Below are 18,145 nucleotides of genomic sequence, written 5' to 3' on the forward strand. Positions count from 1 at the left end.
GGGATCCGGCGAAGCTGGACACGGCGCGGCCTTTGCGGCAAAACCCGAAACGCGACGGCAGAGGTGCGCGACTTGAAGGAATGCGGCAATGACAGCACGACTGGTAACGATTTTCGGCGGCGCCGGCTTCATAGGCCGTCATCTCGTGCAGCGGCTGGCGCAGAAGGGCTATCGCATCCGTGTGCCGGTGCGTGATCCGAACGCGGCCGCCATCCTGCAGCCGCTCGGCAATGTCGGACAGATCGTCTCCGTGCAGGCCAATCTGCGGAACGCGGAATCGGTTCGCGCCGCCGTCACCGGCTCGGACGTCGTCATCAATCTTGTCGGCATCCTTTACGAGAGCGGCGCGCAGACCTTCGCTGCCGTGCATGAGCGCGGCGCCCGAATCGTCGCCGAGGCGGCGCGTGATGCCGGTGTCGGATCCTTCGTGCAGATGTCGGCGCTGGGCGCGGCCGCCGATTCGCCGTCGCGCTACGGGCGCAGCAAGGCCGCGGGCGAGACGGCGGTTCGTGCCGCGCTGCCCGACGCGGTCATTGTCCGCCCGAGCATCGTTTTCGGTGCCAACGACACCTTTTTCAACCGCTTTGCCGCCATGGCGCGGATTTCGCCTGCGCTGCCTCTGATTGGCGGCGGTCACACCCGCTTCCAGCCGGTCTGGGTCGGTGATGTCGCCGAGGCGATCGTCCGGGCGGTCGAGGACGAGGATTGCCGTGGCCGGACCTTCGAGCTCGGCGGGCCGCGGGTCTACAGCTTCCGCGAGCTGATGCAGGTCGTGCTGACGGCGACCGGGCGCAAGCGGCTGCTGTTGCCGCTGCCGTTCGGACTGGCGCGGTTCGAGGCGATGTTCCTGCAGATGTTGCCGGCCCCGCCGCTGACCGTCGACCAGGTCGATTCGCTGACGGTCGACAATGTCGTCGCCGACGGCGCCGAGGGCTTCGCCGCGCTGGACATCCGGCCGGCCAGCGTCGAGGCGGTGGTGCCGTCCTATCTGGCCCGTTATCGCCGCGCCGGGGTTCTGCCAAAGAAGCTCGCCTGACCGGCCTCAGGCATAGAGCCAGTAAAGCAGCAGGATGCCCAGCCCGAGCCGGTAGATCACGAAGGGCGTGAAGCTGGCGTTGCGCAGCCAGCGCATCAGCAGCCAGATCGCGCCGAGTGCGGTCAGGAAGGACAGCGCCGCGACCAGCACAGCGTCGCCGGCAATCTGCAGATTTCCCTGGTCGTGCAATTCCAGGCCGCCAAGCAGGCCGGCGCCGAGCACGGTGGGGATCGACAGCAACATCGAGAAGCGGGCCGCGTCCTGGCGTTCGAAGCCGGCGAAGCGGGCCGCCGTCATGGTGATGCCCGACCGGCTCGTGCCTGGAATGAGCGCGAGTATTTGCGAGGCGCCGATCATGAGGCCGGTGCCGAACGTCATGTGCTCCATGCGCTTGAGCGTGAGGCTGCTCTTGTCGGCCAGGTAGAGCAGGACCCCGAAGCCGATCGTCGCCCAGGCGATCACATCGGGCCGGCGCAGCATCGGTTCGAGGTCGAGTTTGACCACCAGGAAACCGGCGATCACCACCGGCACCGTGCCGATCGCGAGATACACGAGAATGCGGGCGGGTTCCGTGTAACGACCGCGCATCAGGGCGCCGAGCCCGGTCAGCAGCCACCAGAGGTCGCGCCAGAAATAAAGCAGCACCGCGCCGAGCGTGCCGACATGAACGGCGACGTCGATGAGCAGGCCCTGATCGGGCCAGGTGCCGAGCGTGCCGATAAGTGCGAGATGACCGGAGGAGCTGATCGGGAGGAACTCGGTGACGCCCTGAACGACAGCGAGGACGATGATTTGCAGAGGCGTCAACGCGAATGGTACCCTGATTCCGGGCGCGAAACTGGGCGCTGTATAGCATTCGGGTCCTTTGCCTCGCCAGTCCGAAAAAAGATCCGAAACGGAACTATTTCGCGCCGAAATCGCCGAGATGAATGCTGCGTTGCGGCGTGGTCGGCGGTTCCTTGAAAAAATAGGTCACGAATGTTGACCAATAATCGACTTTTTTCTAGAACGGCTGCCCGGCATTCTGTATAAGCGAGTTCCCTGGCCTGCCGGCGACCAGCCGGCAAGGCGTGTCGCGTGCCCGGCTGTCAGACAGCCGTGGGTCGCGACGACCGGATCGGCGCAGATCGCCGACCGCCCGTGCCGGGGCAGGTGTCGTAAGTCGCTAAGTCATTAAGTCACAGAGTCGAATATCCTTCTGAAGGTTGGGGCCATGGCCGAACGAATGCTCAAGTTCGTCAATATCGAGCAGCGCATGCCGGACAAGCGTGGCGCCGACGAACGGCGAACCGATTTCCACGAGATCTACGCGGAATTCCAGGAGAATGCGGCGCGCGAGCAGTCGGCCCGCTGTTCGCAGTGCGGCATACCCTTCTGCCAGGTGCATTGCCCGGTCCAGAACAACATTCCGGACTGGCTGAGGCTGACCGCCGAGGGGCGGCTTGAGGAAGCCTACGAAGTCAGCCAGGCGACCAACAACTTCCCCGAGATCTGCGGCCGGATCTGTCCCCAGGACCGGCTCTGCGAAGGCAACTGCGTGATCGAGAAGGACTTCAACTCGGTCACCATCGGCTCGGTCGAGAAGTACATCACCGACACCGCCTGGGAGCAGGGCTGGGTCAAGCCGGTCGCGCCGAGCGTCGAGCGCGCGGAATCGATCGGCATCATCGGCGCCGGACCGGGCGGCATGGCCGCCGCCGAGGAGCTGCGGCGGCGCGGTTACCAGGTCGTCGTCTACGACCGCTACGACCGCGCAGGCGGCCTGATGATGTACGGCATTCCGAGCTTCAAGCTGGAAAAGGACATTGTCGAGCGGCGGACCCGGCTGCTCGCCGATGCCGCGGTCGAGTTCCGGCTGAACTTCGAGGTCGGCCGCGATGCCAGTCTCGGCGAACTTCGCGAGAAGCATGACGCGATCCTGATCGCGACCGGCGTCTACCGGGCGCGCGACATCTCGGTTCCCGGCGCCAGCCTTGGCAATATCTTTCCGGCGATGCGGTACCTGACCGCCTCGAACCGCAAGGGCCTCGGTGATTCGGTGCCGGATTTCGACGACGGCACCCTGAACGCGAAAGGCAAGCGCGTCGTCGTGGTCGGCGGCGGCGACACCGCGATGGACTGCGTCCGTACAGCCGTGCGCCAGGGCGCGACCTCGGTCAAGTGTCTCTACCGGCGCGACCGGGACAACATGCCCGGATCGATGCGCGAGGTGCGCAACGCGGAGGAGGAAGGCGTCGAATTCGTCTGGCTGTCCGCGCCCAAGGCGTTTCTCGGAAACGAGACGGTCGACGGCGCCCTGGTCGCCCGCATGCGTCTCGGCATGGCGGATGCCAGCGGTCGCCAGACGCCGGAGCCTATCGACGGTGCCGACTACCGGATCGATGCCGACATGGTGATCAAGGCGCTCGGCTTCGATCCCGAGGATCTGCCGCAGATCTTCGGAGAGCCCGGGCTGGAGGTCAGCCGCTGGGGCACCATCAAGGCCAGTTTCCGCAACCAGATGACCAGTCTCGAGGGCGTCTTCGCGGCCGGTGACATCGTCCGCGGCGCCTCGCTGGTGGTCTGGGCGATCCGCGATGGCCGCGACGCGGCCGCGAGCATTCACAGTTTCATCCAGCAGCGACTGGCGCCGCCCGCCGAGGGCGAGGCGCCGGAAGCCCTGGCATCCTGACGGGGGAAATCGTCATGTCGAACGCCGAGCCGCAAAGCTGGAGCGAAATCGTCCGCCGGCAGGAAGAGGAGGCCGCCCGTCTCGCCCGCGACGGCCTCTATGACCCGGCCGAGGAACACGACGCCTGCGGCGTCGGACTGGTCGCCTCGCTCGACGGCACGCCGCGCCGCGACGTGGTCGAGGCCGGAATCGCCGCGCTGCGGGCCGTCTGGCACCGGGGCGCCGTCGACGCCGACGGCAAGACCGGCGACGGCACCGGCATTCATGTCCAGATTCCGCACGACTTCTTCGAGGAGCATGTCGCCCGGACCGGGCACGAACCCCGCCATGGCAGCATCGCCGTCGGCATGGTGTTCCTGCCGAAGACCGACCTGGTCGCCCAGGAGACCTGCCGGACCATCGTCGAGGCGGAAATCCTGCGCTTCGGCTACCGCATCTACGGCTGGCGCCAGGTGCCGGTCGACGCCACGATCATTGGCGAGAAGGCCAACGCGACCCGGCCCGAGATCGAGCAGATCATGATCGACAACCGGAAGCGGGCATCCGGCGACAAGTTCGAGCGCGACCTCTACATCATCCGCCGTTCGATCGAGAAGCGGGTGCTGGCGGCCCATATCACCGATTTCTACATCTGCTCGCTGTCATGCCGTTCGATCATCTACAAGGGCATGTTCCTGGCCGAGCAACTGACGTCCTTCTATCCGGACCTGCTCGATCCGCGCTTCATCTCGAATTTCGCGATCTATCACCAGCGTTACTCGACCAACACCTTCCCTACCTGGCGCCTCGCCCAGCCGTTCCGCATGCTCGCCCACAACGGCGAGATCAATACCGTGCGCGGCAACATCAACTGGATGAAGAGCCACGAGATCCGCATGGTCTCGGACGCCTTCGGCCATCATGGCGACGATATCAAGCCGATCGTGCAGGCAGGCAGTTCGGACTCGGCGGCGCTCGACGCGGTCTTCGAGGTACTGGTGCGCGCCGGCCGCGACGCGCCGATGGCGAAGACCCTGCTGATCCCGGAAAGCTGGTCGAAGAGCACCGACATGCCGGACGCGCATCGCGCGCTCTACGCCTACTGCAACACCGTGATGGAGCCCTGGGACGGTCCGGCGGCGATCTGCGCCACCGACGGGCGCTGGCTGGTCGCCGGCATGGACCGGAACGGCCTGCGGCCGATGCGCTATACCGTGAGCGCAGACGGTCTCCTGGTTGTCGGTTCGGAATCGGGCATGGTGCCGCTGCCCGAGGACCGCGCGATCGAGAAGGGCCGTGTCGGCCCCGGCCAGATGATCGCCGTCGACCTCGCCGAGGGCCGGCTCTACCACGATCGCGAGATCAAGGACCGGCTGGCCGGGCTGCGCCCCTTCGCGCAGTGGGTGAAGAACGTGGTGCCGCTCGACGAGGTCATCGCCAGCGCGCCCGAGCAGGCGACGCTCGAGCGGGCCGAACTCAGGCGCCGCCAGATGACCGCGGGCTGGAGCCTCGAGGATCTCGAGATGATTCTCCAGCCGATGGTCGAGGAGGGCAAGGAGGCGGTCGGCTCGATGGGCGACGACACCCCGGTCGCCGTGCTCTCGAACCACTTCCGCGGCCTGCAGGACTATTTCCGCCAGCGCTTCAGCCAGGTGACCAATCCGCCGATCGACAGCCTTCGCGAATCGCGGGTGATGAGCCTGAAGACCCGGCTGCTCAACCTCAACAACGTTCTCGACGAGGATCCGAGCCAGACCCAGGTGCTGCAGCTCGAATCGCCGCTGCTGACCACCGGCGAGTTCGAGGCCATGCTCGATTATGTCGGCAAGGCGGTCGCGCGGATCGACTGCACCTTCCGCAAGGACGGGCCGAACGCGCTCAATCAGGCGATCAACCGGATCCGCGAGGAGGCCGAGGATGCCGTTCGCGGCGGCGCCACGCAGCTCGTCCTGACCGACCGCGCGATCGGCCCGGATCAGATCCCGGTTCCGTCGATTCTCGCGGCCGGCGGCGTGCACAGCCATCTGGTTCGGCGCGGCCTGCGGACCTTCACCTCGATCAACGTGCAGGCCGGAGACGTGCTCGACGTTCATCATGTCGCGGTGCTGATCGGCGTCGGCGCAACGACCGTGAACACCTATCTGGCGCAGGAGACAGTTCTCGACCGTCATGCCCGCGGGCTGTTCCCCGGCATGGACGCGAAGACCTGCCTGCAGCGCTACAAGAAGGCGGTCGACCAGGGCCTTCTCAAGATCATGTCGAAGATGGGCATCTCGGTCATTTCGTCCTATCGCGGCGGCTACAATTTCGAGGCGCTCGGGCTCAGCCGGGCGATGGTCGAGGACCTGTTCCCGGGGATGCCGTCGCGGATTTCCGGAATTGGCCTGAACGGCATCGAGAAGAAGGTCGTCGATCAGCACGAAACCGCCTATCGCGAGGGCGTCGTGGCGCTGCCGGTCGGCGGGCTCTACAAGTCGCGCGCCAACGGCGAGGCGCATGCCTTCGATGGCCAGCTCGTGCACATGCTGCAGCACGCGGTCGCAACCGACGCCTATTCGCTCTACCGGAAATATTCCGAGGGCGTGCGCTCGATGGCGCCGGTCAACCTGCGCGATCTGATCGACTTCCAGTCCGACCGTGAGGCGATCCCGATCGAGGAAGTCGAGAGCATCACCCAGATCCGCAAACGCTTCGTGACCGGCGCGATGTCGCTCGGCGCGCTCGGCAAGGAGGCGCACGAGACGCTGGCCATCGCGATGAACCGGATCGGCGCGAAGTCCGATTGCGGCGAGGGCGGCGAGGCCCAGGAACGCTATCGTCCGCGCGCCAACGGCGACAACGCCAACTCGGCGATCAAGCAGATCGCCTCGGGCCGCTTCGGCGTGACGGCGGAGTATCTGAACAACTGCGAAGAGATCGAGATCAAGATCGCGCAGGGGGCGAAGCCCGGCGAGGGCGGCCAGCTTCCGGGCTTCAAGGTCTCGGAGATGATCGCCACGCTGCGCCATTCGACGCCGGGCGTGACGCTCATTTCGCCGCCGCCGCATCACGACATCTATTCGATCGAGGATCTCGCGCAGCTCATCTACGATCTGAAGCAGATCAATCCGGACGCCCGGGTCTGCGTGAAGCTGGTGGCTGAATCGGGCATCGGCACGGTCGCCGCCGGCGTCGCCAAGGCGAAGGCCGACGTGATCATGATCTCCGGGCATTCCGGCGGCACCGGCGCGAGCCCGCAGACATCGGTGAAATATGCCGGCGTTCCGTGGGAAATGGGCCTGTCCGAGGTCAACCAGGTGCTGACCCTGAACCGGCTCCGGCACCGGGTCCTGCTGCGCACCGACGGCGGCCTGAAGACCGGGCGCGACATCGTCATCGCGGCCATGCTGGGCGCCGAGGAATACGGCATCGGCACGCTCGGCCTGATCGTCATGGGCTGCATCATGGTCCGGCAATGCCATTCCAACACCTGCCCGGTCGGGGTCTGTACGCAGGACGAGGAACTGCGCAGAAAATTCACCGGCACGCCGGAGAAGGTCGTCAACCTGATGAGCTTCATCGCCGAGGAAGTGCGCGAGATCCTGGCCTCGCTCGGCTATCGCTCGATCGAGGAGATCGTCGGCCGTTCCGACCTGCTGCACCAGGTCGGCCGTGGTTCCGAGTATCTCGACGATCTCGACCTCAATCCGCTGCTGACCCAGGCCGACGCCGGCGGACATCCGCGGGTCAACCAGGTGGTCGGTCCGAACCCGGTCCCGGAAACCCTCGACGCGCAGATGATCCGCGATGCCGAAACGGTTTTCGCCAAGGGCGGCGGCCGCATGCAGCTCGCCTACTCGATCCGCAATACCCATCGGGCGATCGGCACCAAGCTGTCGTCCAAGATCGCCCGCCTGCACGGCAATTCGGGCCTGGCGCCGGGCCATATCACGGTGCGCCTGCGCGGTTCGGCCGGCCAGTCGCTCGGCGCCTTCGCGGTGCAGGGCCTCAAGCTCGAGGTCTTCGGCGACGCCAACGACTATGTCGGCAAGGGATTGTGCGGCGGGACCATCGTGGTGCGGCCGATGCCGTCCTCGACGCTGGTCTGGCACGAGAACACGATCGTCGGCAATACGGTGCTCTACGGGGCCACGGCGGGCCAGCTCTTTGCCGCCGGACAGGGCGGCGAACGCTTCGCCGTGCGCAATTCCGGCGCGATCGCCGTGATCGAGGGCTGCGGCGCCAACGGCTGCGAATACATGACCGGCGGGACGGTGGTGATCCTCGGCTCGATCGGCGACAACTTCGCGGCCGGAATGACCGGGGGGATGGCCTATATCTACGATCCGGCGGGCACCATGGGGCACCATATCAACGGTGATTCGGTGGTCTACCAGCGTATCGCCTCGTCCCATTGGGAAAACGATCTGCGCTCGATCGTCGAACATCACCATCAGGAAACGCAGTCGCCGCTGGCGGAATCCCTGCTGACCAACTGGGATCGCGCGGTCGGCAAGTTCTGGCAGGTCTGCCCGAAGGAGATGCTGGCGTTGATCCCCTATCCGTTGAGCGAAACCGCCGGCGCGGAAAGCGCCTGACCGGCGAATGCTGCCGACCGCCGCCCGGCGAATCTTGCCGGGTGGCGGGGGCGCTTCGCTGCGATGGACGAAACAATCTAATAAAATCAGGATGTTAGGGCGGCGCCCTGACTGGCGCGCTCCTTGCGAGGTTGATAGTCGAACCTGCACAAGGATGCCACCGATGCAACGCACCGCCCCCCGTACCGACTTCGCCCTCCCGGGCCTCGAGATGTGGACCGACCCGTCGCTGATTGCCGCCGGCACGCTCGACTGGGCCGCCGAACTGGTCGTTGACGCCTATGGCGTCGATTCGATCGCGATCGTCGAGGACAAGGCCCGCCGTCTCGACTGGGCCGGCAAGAGCGAACTGGCGGCTGCCTTCCGCCATGTCGCCCGGGCCGCCCGCGTCCTCCTTGGCGATGCCGCGCCGCCGGCCTCGCGCCGCATGCTCAACTGACTTCCGGCGCTGTCGTGGCGTTCCCCGGCTCCTGGGACACGGCCGGCCGGGCCCGCAGGCCTTGACCGCCGCCGACCCCACCTTTATGTGACGAGGCTGTCTTCATCCTCGTCCGCGACATGCGCCGTCTCTATCATTTTGCGTTATCGCCCCATTGCCGGAAGGTCAGGCTAGCGCTCAAGGAAAAGGCGCTGGATTTCGAGCTTGCGCCGATCGAGCCCTGGGCTGCCGATCCCGACTTCCTGGTCCTCAACCCGGCCGGCGAGGTGCCCGTGCTTGTGGAGGACGACGGCACGGTTCTGGCCGAGAGCCAGGCCATCTGCGAGTATCTCGACGAAGCCTACCCGGATCGCCCGCTGATCGGCTTCGACCCGGTTCACCGGGCCGAGACCCGACGCCTCGTGGCCTGGTTCGACCTCCGCTTCCACGCCGACGTGACGAACTATCTGGTCGGCGAGAAGGTGATCAAGCGGCTCAAGGGCGAGGGCTATCCGGAAAGCGCGGTGATCCGCGCCGGCCAGCACAACATCCGCTATCATCTCGACTATGTCAGCTTCCTCAGCGAACGGCGCAACTGGCTCGCAGGCGAGGAATTCTCGCTCGCCGATATCGCCGCCTCGGCACAGATCGCCTGCGTCGACTATCTGGGGGCCATTCCCTGGGACGACTTCCCGCTCGCCCGGGACTGGTACGCGCGAATCAAGTCACGGCCGACCTTCCGCTCGCTGCTTGCCGACCAGGTGCGCGGCCTGCCGCCGCCCAAGCACTACGCGGACCTCGATTTCTGAGGCCGGGCGATGAGCGGGGCCGAGGCGACAACGGACGGCGTGACGCCGTCCGACCGGTCCGAGGCGATCCGGGTTGAGGCGCGCCGGCTCGGCTTCGATGCGGTCGGCGTCACCGACGCGGACGCCATTCCCGATGCCCGGGCCCGTCTCGACGCCTACATCGCCCTTGGCCGCCACGGCGGCATGGACTGGCTGGCCCGCGATCCCGATCGACGGGGCTCGCCGAGAGGGCTCTGGCCGGACGCCCGCAGCGTCGTCGCGGTCGCGCTCAACTACGGGCCGGCGGGCGATCCGATGGCGCTGCTCGACCATCCCGACCGCGGCATCGTCTCGGTCTATGCCCGCAACCGTGACTATCACGACATCCTGAAGCGTCGCCTCAAGGAACTCGCCCGCTGGATGGTGGGGCGGTTCGGCGGCGAGCTGAAGGTCTTTGTCGATACGGCGCCGGTAATGGAGAAGCCGCTTGCCGCCGCCGCCGGCCTCGGCTGGCAGGGCAAGCACAGCAACCTGCTGAGCCGGGAGCACGGGTCCTGGCTGTTCCTCGGGACCCTCTACACGAGCCTCGAACTGGCCCCGGACCAGCCCTCGGACGGTCATTGCGGGAGCTGCCGGGCCTGCCTCGACATCTGTCCGACGAAGGCCTTTCCGGCGCCCTTCCAGGTCGATGCCCGGCGTTGCATTTCCTATCTCACGATCGAGCACAAGGGCCATATCGAGGTCGAGTTCCGTGCCGCGATGGGCAACCGGATCTATGGCTGCGACGATTGCCTCGCCGTCTGCCCGTGGAACAAGTTCGCCCGGTCGACGAAGGAGCCCGGCTTCCTGCCGAGGGCGGAGCTGACGGCGCCGAGGCTCCGCGATCTGGCCGAACTCGACGATGCGTCCTTCCGGGCGCTGTTCGCCGGTTCCCCAATCAAGCGCACCGGGCGTGACCGCTTCGTCCGGAACGTCCTCATCGCGCTCGGAAACAGCGGCGATATCGACGCCGTTCCGCTGCTGGAACGATTGACCGGAGACGCCTCGCCACTGGTCCGGGCGATGGCCGTCTGGGCATTGTCGAGATTGCTTCCGGCCGACGCCTTCGCGGCCCGGCGGGACGATCTGATGGTTCGCGAGACCGACCCGGAGGTTCGCCGCGAATGGCGAGACGGTTAGTCCGCCCTGACGTCCATCTGTTCGATATTGGCGCGGGCCAAGTCGCTCGCCGGCGTGTTCGCCGCGATCTCGATGATCGTCATCCAGTCGTGCCGGGCGCCGTCGCGGTCGCCTTCCATGCGGCGCAGGATGCCGCGTTCGAGCAGGGCGTCGACCGAGCCAGGATTGATCACGAGTGCCGTTTCGACATCTTCGAGCGCCAGTTCTGTCTGCCCGAGATGGCGTCGCGCCGCGGCCCGGAAGGCGAGCGCGTCTGCCCGTGTCGGGTCGAGGGAGAGGACAAGGTCGAGGTCCGAGACCGCCTCGTCGAGAATGCCCAGTTCGGCGCGGGCGCGCGCCCGATCGATGAGCAGTTCCGGATCTTCCGGTGCCCGCTCCAGGGCCGCCGTCAGAACCGCCTCGGCGCGGCCGGAGGCGTCGGCCAGCATCCAGGCATTGGCCGCCTGGGCCAGGGTCTGGGCGACTAGGTCCGGATTGCTCCGGACCATTTCGTCGGCCAGCGCCTCGAGCCGGGTCGCCGCCTCGCCGTATTCGCCGAGCGCGACGAGGGCCATCGCGGCGCAATGATCGGCCGGCGTTCCGCCGCCTTCGTCGTGCCAGGCAAGGGCGGATTCGAAGGCGTTCTCGGGGTCGCGCTGGGTCAGGTTGATGCAGGCGGCATACTGATGCGCCGAATCGTCGACCTCGGCCTGCACGGGGAGTGCGGCCGTGACCGCGAGGGCCGCGATCGCGATCGCGGCGCCGGGACGATGTTTCCGTGGCATGGCCGGAAAGTGTCCATTTCCGCGTCGCGATGCAAGTGACAACTTTCGGGCGCCCGCTGTTGCGTGCCATGACATATTGTTGCCGCGTTCCGTACCTAAGTGGCAGGACTGTATGCGGCCGGCATGACCGGCGATGTGCGGTAACGAACGAGAGGACGACGATGCGCTATCTCACGCCCCTTGCAGCCCTGATGCTGATACTCACTGCCGCCGTCGCGACGGCGCAGCCCGCCGGTTCCCCGAACCCGCCCCCGTCCGATGAAATCGTGCTCCGGATGGTGTCGGAACGCTGGGTGGAATCGACGGACGCAACGGTCCGGGTGGCGATCGCCGCCGCCTTCCAGGCGAGCGACAGCAGCGACGTGCGGGGCCGGGCGCTTGCCGCGCTCGACGCCATGGCGCCGCAGGCGAACTGGACGATCACAAGTTTCGACCAGAGCGAAGACAGCTCCGGGCTGGAGCGCTGGAACATCCTCGCCGAGGCGCGGATCGCGGAGAATGCCCTCGGCGGCATGCGGGACCGCGCCACGAAGGCGAGCGAGCCCGGCCTGAAGCTGACGCTGGCCGGGATCGAGTTCACGCCCACGCTGGCCGAGCGTGAGGCGGCGACGGCCGCCGTCCGACGCGAGATCTACGGTCGCGTGACGCAGGAGATCGCTGCTCTGAACGAGACCTTCAAGGATCGCTCCTTCACGGTATCCAGGGTCAATTTCGTACCCGAAACGAGCTATGCCGCGCAGCCGCGCATGGCCCTGATGAAGGAAAGCGACGGCGCAATGGCGGTGTCGGCCAAGCTGGTCGTCAATGCCGAGGTGGTGATCCGGGCGCGGCCGCTGGCGGTCGAATGACCCGGTCGCCGACCAAGCGCGGTCCGGGGCTTTTCGTCTTCGGGCTCGGCTTCTCGGCCCTGGTTCTCGTCAGACGCGTGGCCACACGCGGCTGGCGCGTCGGCGGAACCTGTCGGGACGCGGAGAAGGCTGCCGCACTCCGGGACCGGGGCATCGCGGCATCCTGTTTCGGCCCCGGTATCGCGCCGCCGCCGCTCGCCGATCTGGCCGGCTACAGTCACCTGCTGCTCTCGATCCCGCCGGTGGCGGAGGGCGACCCGGTGCTTGACGCCTATGGCGATTCCCTTGCCGGTCTTCCGGACGTCTCCTGGGTCGGATACCTCTCGACGACCGGGGTCTACGGCGACACGGGTGGCGCCTGGGTCGACGAAACCGCGCCCTGCGATCCCGGACCGGGCCGAAGCCTGCGCCGGCTCGAGGCCGAAACGGCGTGGCGCGACTTTCACCGTCGTCTCGGGCTGCCGGTCCATGTCTTCCGGCTGGCCGGGATCTACGGCCCCGGACGGAACCAGCTCGAAAGCCTGCGGAACGGCACGGCGAAACGGATCGAGAAGCCGGGACAGGTATTTTCCCGCATTCACGTCGACGATATCGCCGAGGTGCTGGAAGCCTCGATCGCGCGGCCGGATCCCGGCGCTGTCTACAATGTCTGCGATGACGAACCGGCGCCGCCCGGCGAGGTCATCGTCTATGCCGCGAGCCTTCTCGGCCTCGAGCCGCCGCCCGCGATCCCCTTCGAGGCTGCCGATCTGAGCCCGATGGCCCGGAGTTTCTACGCCGACAACCGGCGGGTCCGGAATACCCGGATCAGGAAGGAACTTTGCGTCGACCTCCGGTACCCGACCTATCGCGAGGGATTGAAGGCATTGCTGCGGTCCCTAGATTGAACAGACATTCCAAATCAAGGAGACGGCAAGAATGGTCAAACCCCGCCAGCAGGCCCCCGCGCTCGATCTGGCTCTCGTCTCCGGTGGCCGCTGGTCGCTTGCCGAGCAGTCCCCCGAAGCCTTCACCCTGATCGTCTTCTATCGCGGGCTGCATTGCCCGATCTGCTCGCGCCAGCTTGCCGAGCTGACGCGCAAGCTGCCGGAGTTCGAGAAGCGCGGCATCGGCGTGATCGCGGTGAGCGGCGACAGCCGCGAGCGGGCCGAGAAGACGGTCGCCGACTGGGATATCGATGGCCTGACGCTCGGCTACGGGCAGAGCGAGACGTCGATGCGGGAATGGGGCCTGTTCGTCTCGAACGCGATCAGCGACAAGGAGCCCGCCCGCTTCGGCGAACCCGGCCTGTTTCTCGTGCGTCCGGACGGCGAGATCTATTTCGCCCAGATCGCCTCGATGCCCTTCGCCCGACCGAAGCTCGACGAGATCCTGTCCGCGATCGACTTCGTGACGGCCAGGGACTATCCGCCGCGCGGCGAGGCCTGAGGGATTATTCCGCCAGTCCCTGGGCGAGCGATTCCACCTCGCTGATCAGGCGGGACAGGTCCTCGTCCCGGGACAACCGGTGATCGCCGTCCTTGATGAAGGTGACGACGACGTCGTCGGATTCGAGCCGATCGACCAGTTCGAGCGAGCGCCGCCAGGGCACGTCCGGATCCGCCATCCCGTGCAGGATCCGGACCGGCCCGCCGAACGGCACGGCGCGATCGAGGACCCGGTTCCGCCGCCCGTCGCGGAACAGCTTCTCGGTGAAGACGTAGGGTTCGTCGGCATACTGGGAAGGCTGTTCGAGGCGGCCGTCGCGGGTGATCGCGGCCTGTTCCTCGGGCGCCAGGTCCTCCCACATCCAGTCGGTGAAATCCGGCGCGGGCGCGATCCCGACGAGGCCGGCGACGCGCTCGGGTCGCGTCATGGCGGCCAGCAGCATGATCCAGCCGCCCATCGACGAGCCGACCAGGATCTGCGGCCCGGACGTCGCCTCGTCGAGGATCGAGATCGCGTCGTCGGTCCAGCGGCTGATAGTTCCGTCGGCGAAGTCGCCGGTCGACTGGCCGTGCCCGAGATAGTCGAAACGGGTGAAGGCGCGACCGAAGCGACGGCAGCATTCCTCGAGCGCGGTCGCCTTGGTCCCGGTCATGTCCGAGCGGAAGCCGCCGAGGAAGATCACGCCGGGTGACAAGCCCGGAAGATGGTGATAGGCGATAGCCTGGCCGTCCGGGCGCGGAAGGTAGTCTGGGGCGGTCGCGTCGTTCATCTGGCCAGCCATCACAATCATCATCATGGAAAACGAGCCGCAGTCTAGCACCGGGCAGTCGGCCGGCAAACGCCGTGCGCCGACCGTGCTGCAGGTGGTGCCGGCGCTCGATGCGGCCGGCGGCGGAGTCGAGCGCGGCACCGTCGAGATTGCGCGTGCGCTCGCGGCCGGCGGATGGCGGGCGATCGTGGCCTCGGCCGGCGGAGAGATGGCCTACCAGATCGAGCGCGCGGGCGGTGAACATGTCACCCTGCCGGTCGACAGCAAGCAGCCCTGGACGATGTGGCGCAACGTGGCGCGGCTGGCCGACCTCGCCGCCGCCCGCCAGGTCGATCTGATCCATGCACGGAGCCGGGCGCCGGCCTGGAGCGCCCGTCAGGCGGCGCGCCAGGTCAAGGCCCCCTTCGTGACCACGGTTCATGCGCCGTATCCGGCGAACAGCGGTTTGAAGCGCCTCTACAACGGGATCATGGGCAAGGGCGATCGGGTGATCGCGATCTCCGACTTCGTCGCCGATTATGCCCGCACGGCGCTGCATGTCCCAGCCGAGAACCTGGCGACGATCCATCGCGGCGTCGACACGGGTTATTTCAACCCGGCGGCGGTAAGCGCCGAGCGGTTGTTCGCCCTGGCGCGCCGCTGGCGCCTCCCTGACGGCCTGCCGACGGTCCTGATGCCGGGCCGCCTGACCCGGCTCAAGGGCCACCATGTGCTCATCGAGGCGCTTTCCAGCCTGCAGGGCATGGATATCCTGACCCTGATCGTCGGCGGCGACCAGGGACGGCGGCAATATCGCGAGGAACTGGAGGCGGCGATCCGCAGTCATGGCCTCGAGGGGTCGGTGCGCCTGCTCGACGCCTGCAACGACATGCCGGCCGCGTACATGCTGGCCGACGTGGTGGTTTCGCCCTCGACCGTGCCGGAAGGCTTCGGGCGGGTCGCGGCAGAGGCGCAGGCGATGGGACGGCCGGTGATCGCCAGCAACCATGGCGGGGCGCGGGAGACCGTACTGGAAGGCGAAACCGGCTGGCTGGTGCGGCCGGGCGACGCGGCCGACCTGGCGGCGGCGCTCTCGGTGGCGATTACCCTGTCGGCCGGCGAGCGGGCCGCGGTTGCCGAACGGGCGCGGCGGCATGTCGCCGAGAATTTCACGGTCGAACGGATGTGTGCCCGGACGCTGGAAGTCTACGCCTCGCTGATCTGGCCGTCATGAGCGGCAGAACGCGGATCCTGGTCATCCGGCACGGCGCGCTCGGCGATGTCGTGATGGCGCTCTGGCCGGCGACGGCGATCCGCCGCGCCCATCCGGATGCCCATATCACGCTGCTGACCAGTTCGCCCTACCGCGCGCTCGCCGAGCGGTCGGGCCTGTTCGATGCCGTCTGGATCGACGACCGTCTGCGGCCGTGGCATGTCGCCAGCCACCTGAGGCTCGCGCGGCGTCTCCGCCAGGGCGGGTTCGCCCGGGTCTACGACCTGCAATGCTCCGGCCGCACCGATTTCTATTACCGTTTCTTCATGGCCGGTCGCCGGCCGGAATGGTGCGGCACCGCCGCCGGCGCCTCGCACCGGCACGACAATCCGCAGCGAAAGCGCCTGCATGCCCTCGACCGCTTTGCCGAGCAGCTCGCGGTCGCCGGGATCGGTCTCGGCGAGCGGCCGGCGCTTGCCTGGCTGGATGACGACGTGAGCGCCCTCGACCTGCCATCCCGTTACGCCGCGCTGATCCCGGGCGCGGCGCCGCACCGCCCGGAGAAGCGCTGGCCGGCGCCGCGCTTTGCCGAACTCGCGCGGGCGCTGGCCAAGAGTGGTCTGGCGACCGTGATTCTCGGCGCCTCCGCCGACCGGCCGCTGGCGGCCGAGATCGCCGGTATGGTGCCCGGTGCGCGCGACCTGGCGGGACGGACCGACCTCTTCGCCCTTGCCGGCATCTTGCGCCGGGCAGCCTTCGCCGTCGGCAACGATACCGGGCCGATGCATCTCGCGGCGGCGGTCGGAACGCGCTCGCTGGTGCTTTTCTCGGCCGCCTCCGATCCGGCCCTCTCGGCCCCGCGCGGGGCCGCGGTCGAGCTGCTGAGGGAGGACGATCTCGGCGATCTGGACAGCCAAAGGGTGCGGGCCCGGCTTTCCGTCTGGGCGCCATGAGGGGACCCCGGAAAGCGACGGAAAGCGCCACCCTTGCGGCCCGGTTCCAGCGAATTATCCTTTCTGAATCGGGGCTTTGGTGATTAATATTTCATTGACTGCCGATATGTTATCGGCTAACCGCCAACGTCCCGCGGTCCGCCGCCGATTCGCCCTGTCAGGCGCAATTCCGGCACGGCCGCAATGGAAATGCGAAAGGAGGTTCTAAATAGCACGTCCACCTAGGGTTCTGACTCCCCCGTCCCGCGAGGGGCCGAGGGTTAACGACGAGATCGACGTCCCGAGCGTCCGCCTTATCGACGACAAAGGCGACAACCACGGTGTTGTGACCAAAGTGAAGGCCATGGCGATGGCCGAGGAGGCCGGTCTCGACCTCGTCGAGGTATCGCCGAACGCCGCACCGCCGGTCTGCAAGCTCATGGACTACGGCCGCTTCAAATACGAGGAACAGAAGAAGGCGAACGAGGCGCGCAAGAAGCAGAAGACCATCGAGATCAAGGAGATCAAGATGCGTCCGAACATCGATCAGCACGACTACGACGTGAAGATGCGCGCGATCGACCGCTTTCTGTCCGAGGGCGACAAGGTCAAGGTCACGCTGCGCTTTCGCGGTCGCGAAATGGCGCATCAGGATCTCGGCATGCGCGTTCTCGACCGGGTCCGCAACGATACCGAGGAACAGGCCAAGGTCGAGCAGCTTCCGAAGATGGAAGGCCGCCAGATGACCATGGTGATCGCCCCTCGCTGAGCCGCGTTCCGCGGCTCTTGCGGGGGACCGGGCAGACCGACCTGGCGGATGTCTCCGCGCCTTGCGCAGGCTTGCATTCGCCAATACAGACAGCTATAAGCATCGCCTTCATCGGGCGGTCCGGCCAGCACAGGGCATGCCGTGGCCGCCCCGAATGCTTCGCGTTGCGATGCGATGTGACAGACCAAGGAAGCAAAATGCCCAAAATGAAGACGAAGAGCGGCGCCAAGAAGCGATTCCGCCTCACCGCGACGGGTAAGGTTCGCCGTCAGCTTGCCGGCAAGCGCCATGGCATGATCAAGCGAACCAACGACCAGATCCGCAATCTGCGCGGAACGACGATCATGGCCGATGCAGACGCCAAGATCGTCAAACGCTACATGCCCTACGGTTGAGGAGAATAGACAATGGCCCGCGTTAAGGGAGGTCCGCGCGCGCACGCCCGGCACCTCAAGGTCATCAAGGCCGCCAAGGGTTACCGTGGCCGCCGCAAGAACACGTTCCGCACGGCGGTACAGGCGGTCGAGCGCGCCGGGCAATACGCCTATCGCGACCGTCGCGTCCGCAAGCGCAATTTCCGCGCCCTGTGGATCCAGCGCATCAACGCCGCGAGCCGCCTGCACGGCGTGACCTACGGCCGATTTATGTGCGGCCTCAAGGCCGCCGGCATCGAGCTTGACCGAAAGGTCCTCGCCGATATCGCCGTTCACGAGCCCGAGGCCTTCAAGTCCCTGGTCGACCAGGCGGAAAAGGCCATGGTCGCCGCCTGACCGGATCAGGCCCGAACCGGATAGC

The 18,145-nt window shown here is 67.0% G+C and carries 17 protein-coding genes; 14 read left to right on the forward strand and 3 right to left on the reverse strand.

Annotated elements, in window-relative coordinates:
* The first annotated feature begins 88 nt into the window (after positions 1–88).
* Positions 89–1,036, forward strand: coding sequence for a complex I NDUFA9 subunit family protein (locus tag OCH7691_RS03150; RefSeq protein ID WP_085881954.1), 948 nt, complete (start codon positions 89–91; stop codon positions 1,034–1,036).
* A gap of 6 nt (positions 1,037–1,042) precedes the next feature.
* Here OCH7691_RS03150 and OCH7691_RS03155 read toward each other — a convergent pair whose 3' ends face one another.
* Positions 1,043–1,843, reverse strand: coding sequence for an undecaprenyl-diphosphate phosphatase (locus OCH7691_RS03155; protein WP_085881955.1), 801 nt, complete (start codon positions 1,841–1,843; stop codon positions 1,043–1,045).
* Positions 1,844–2,249: 406 nt separating this feature from the next.
* Here OCH7691_RS03155 and OCH7691_RS03160 point away from each other — a divergent pair, with 406 nt between their 5' ends.
* From OCH7691_RS03160 to queG, 5 genes are all read left to right on the forward strand, one after another.
* On the forward strand, positions 2,250–3,707 hold the full coding sequence (locus OCH7691_RS03160) for an NAD(P)-dependent oxidoreductase (protein ID WP_085881956.1): 1,458 nt from the start codon (positions 2,250–2,252) through the stop codon (positions 3,705–3,707).
* A gap of 14 nt (positions 3,708–3,721) precedes the next feature.
* Entirely contained in the window at positions 3,722–8,263 is a 4,542-nt protein-coding gene (gltB, locus tag OCH7691_RS03165) for a glutamate synthase large subunit (RefSeq protein WP_085881957.1), read from the forward strand.
* Positions 8,264–8,426: 163 nt separating this feature from the next.
* A complete protein-coding gene (locus tag OCH7691_RS03170; protein WP_085881958.1) occupies positions 8,427–8,702 on the forward strand; it encodes a hypothetical protein in 276 nt (91 codons plus the stop codon).
* Positions 8,703–8,821: 119 nt separating this feature from the next.
* A complete protein-coding gene (fzlA, locus tag OCH7691_RS03175; protein ID WP_085881959.1) occupies positions 8,822–9,490 on the forward strand; it encodes an FtsZ-binding protein FzlA in 669 nt (222 codons plus the stop codon).
* A 9-nt stretch (positions 9,491–9,499) separates the two neighbouring features.
* Positions 9,500–10,648, forward strand: coding sequence for a tRNA epoxyqueuosine(34) reductase QueG (gene queG, locus OCH7691_RS03180; RefSeq protein WP_085881960.1), 1,149 nt, complete (start codon positions 9,500–9,502; stop codon positions 10,646–10,648).
* On the opposite strand, the gene OCH7691_RS03185 is transcribed toward queG, so the two are convergent.
* A complete protein-coding gene (locus tag OCH7691_RS03185; RefSeq protein WP_085881961.1) occupies positions 10,645–11,412 on the reverse strand; it encodes a tetratricopeptide repeat protein in 768 nt (255 codons plus the stop codon). The two genes, queG and OCH7691_RS03185, sit on opposite strands and share 4 nt — an antisense overlap.
* 161 nt (positions 11,413–11,573) lie before the next feature.
* Between OCH7691_RS03185 and OCH7691_RS03190 the strand changes: the two genes are divergently transcribed.
* Genes OCH7691_RS03190 through OCH7691_RS03200 form a run of 3 tightly spaced genes read left to right on the forward strand, consistent with a single transcriptional unit; the run spans position 11,574 to position 13,688 of the window.
* Positions 11,574–12,260 (forward strand): hypothetical protein, encoded by a 687-nt coding sequence (locus OCH7691_RS03190; protein WP_085881962.1) that lies wholly within the window; start codon positions 11,574–11,576, stop codon positions 12,258–12,260.
* Positions 12,257–13,147: an SDR family oxidoreductase gene (locus tag OCH7691_RS03195; RefSeq protein WP_085881963.1), complete on the forward strand. Its 891-nt coding sequence runs from the start codon at positions 12,257–12,259 to the stop codon at positions 13,145–13,147. Before OCH7691_RS03190 ends, OCH7691_RS03195 begins: the two co-directional genes overlap by 4 nt.
* A 31-nt stretch (positions 13,148–13,178) precedes the next feature.
* Positions 13,179–13,688: a peroxiredoxin-like family protein gene (locus OCH7691_RS03200; protein WP_085881964.1), complete on the forward strand. Its 510-nt coding sequence runs from the start codon at positions 13,179–13,181 to the stop codon at positions 13,686–13,688.
* Between the two features lie 4 nt (positions 13,689–13,692).
* Here OCH7691_RS03200 and OCH7691_RS03205 read toward each other — a convergent pair whose 3' ends face one another.
* Positions 13,693–14,457: an alpha/beta hydrolase gene (locus OCH7691_RS03205; protein WP_217807764.1), complete on the reverse strand. Its 765-nt coding sequence runs from the start codon at positions 14,455–14,457 to the stop codon at positions 13,693–13,695.
* A gap of 25 nt (positions 14,458–14,482) precedes the next feature.
* On the opposite strand from OCH7691_RS03205, the gene OCH7691_RS03210 reads away from it, so the two are divergent.
* From OCH7691_RS03210 to rplT, 5 genes are all read left to right on the forward strand, one after another.
* Positions 14,483–15,670 (forward strand): glycosyltransferase family 4 protein, encoded by a 1,188-nt coding sequence (locus OCH7691_RS03210; RefSeq protein ID WP_085881965.1) that lies wholly within the window; start codon positions 14,483–14,485, stop codon positions 15,668–15,670.
* A complete protein-coding gene (locus OCH7691_RS03215) occupies positions 15,667–16,602 on the forward strand; it encodes a glycosyltransferase family 9 protein (RefSeq protein ID WP_085881966.1) in 936 nt (311 codons plus the stop codon). Before OCH7691_RS03210 ends, OCH7691_RS03215 begins: the two co-directional genes overlap by 4 nt.
* Before the next feature lie 229 nt (positions 16,603–16,831).
* Positions 16,832–17,350 carry a translation initiation factor IF-3 gene (gene infC / locus OCH7691_RS03220; protein ID WP_217807910.1) on the forward strand — a complete coding sequence of 173 codons (519 nt, stop codon included), beginning with the start codon at positions 16,832–16,834 and terminating at the stop codon, positions 17,348–17,350.
* Positions 17,351–17,547: 197 nt separating this feature from the next.
* Complete coding sequence (gene rpmI, locus OCH7691_RS03225) at positions 17,548–17,745, forward strand: 50S ribosomal protein L35 (protein ID WP_085881968.1); 198 nt, start codon at positions 17,548–17,550, stop codon at positions 17,743–17,745.
* A 12-nt stretch (positions 17,746–17,757) separates the two neighbouring features.
* Complete coding sequence (rplT, locus tag OCH7691_RS03230) at positions 17,758–18,120, forward strand: 50S ribosomal protein L20 (protein ID WP_085881969.1); 363 nt, start codon at positions 17,758–17,760, stop codon at positions 18,118–18,120.
* The last annotated feature ends 25 nt before the right edge of the window (positions 18,121–18,145 follow it).

The sequence above is a fragment of the Oceanibacterium hippocampi genome, from assembly GCF_900172325.1.
In the GTDB taxonomy this organism is placed as follows: domain Bacteria; phylum Pseudomonadota; class Alphaproteobacteria; order Sneathiellales; family Sneathiellaceae; genus Oceanibacterium; species Oceanibacterium hippocampi.

Excerpts from the sequence above, each read along its gene's own strand:
- OCH7691_RS03205 (WP_217807764.1), bottom strand. The coding sequence starts at position 14,457 with ATGAACGACGCGACCGCCCCAGACTACCTTCCGCGCCCGGACGGCCAG.
- OCH7691_RS03150 (WP_085881954.1), top strand. The coding sequence starts at position 89 with ATGACAGCACGACTGGTAACGATTTTCGGCGGCGCCGGCTTCATAGGC.
- OCH7691_RS03200 (WP_085881964.1), top strand. The coding sequence starts at position 13,179 with ATGGTCAAACCCCGCCAGCAGGCCCCCGCGCTCGATCTGGCTCTCGTC.
- fzlA (WP_085881959.1), top strand. The coding sequence starts at position 8,822 with ATGCGCCGTCTCTATCATTTTGCGTTATCGCCCCATTGCCGGAAGGTC.
- rpmI (WP_085881968.1), top strand. The coding sequence starts at position 17,548 with ATGCCCAAAATGAAGACGAAGAGCGGCGCCAAGAAGCGATTCCGCCTC.
- OCH7691_RS03185 (WP_085881961.1), bottom strand. The coding sequence starts at position 11,412 with ATGCCACGGAAACATCGTCCCGGCGCCGCGATCGCGATCGCGGCCCTC.
- OCH7691_RS03170 (WP_085881958.1), top strand. The coding sequence starts at position 8,427 with ATGCAACGCACCGCCCCCCGTACCGACTTCGCCCTCCCGGGCCTCGAG.
- queG (WP_085881960.1), top strand. The coding sequence starts at position 9,500 with ATGAGCGGGGCCGAGGCGACAACGGACGGCGTGACGCCGTCCGACCGG.
- OCH7691_RS03215 (WP_085881966.1), top strand. The coding sequence starts at position 15,667 with ATGAGCGGCAGAACGCGGATCCTGGTCATCCGGCACGGCGCGCTCGGC.
- OCH7691_RS03210 (WP_085881965.1), top strand. The coding sequence starts at position 14,483 with ATGGAAAACGAGCCGCAGTCTAGCACCGGGCAGTCGGCCGGCAAACGC.
- OCH7691_RS03195 (WP_085881963.1), top strand. The coding sequence starts at position 12,257 with ATGACCCGGTCGCCGACCAAGCGCGGTCCGGGGCTTTTCGTCTTCGGG.
- OCH7691_RS03190 (WP_085881962.1), top strand. The coding sequence starts at position 11,574 with ATGCGCTATCTCACGCCCCTTGCAGCCCTGATGCTGATACTCACTGCC.
- OCH7691_RS03160 (WP_085881956.1), top strand. The coding sequence starts at position 2,250 with ATGGCCGAACGAATGCTCAAGTTCGTCAATATCGAGCAGCGCATGCCG.
- gltB (WP_085881957.1), top strand. The coding sequence starts at position 3,722 with ATGTCGAACGCCGAGCCGCAAAGCTGGAGCGAAATCGTCCGCCGGCAG.
- rplT (WP_085881969.1), top strand. The coding sequence starts at position 17,758 with ATGGCCCGCGTTAAGGGAGGTCCGCGCGCGCACGCCCGGCACCTCAAG.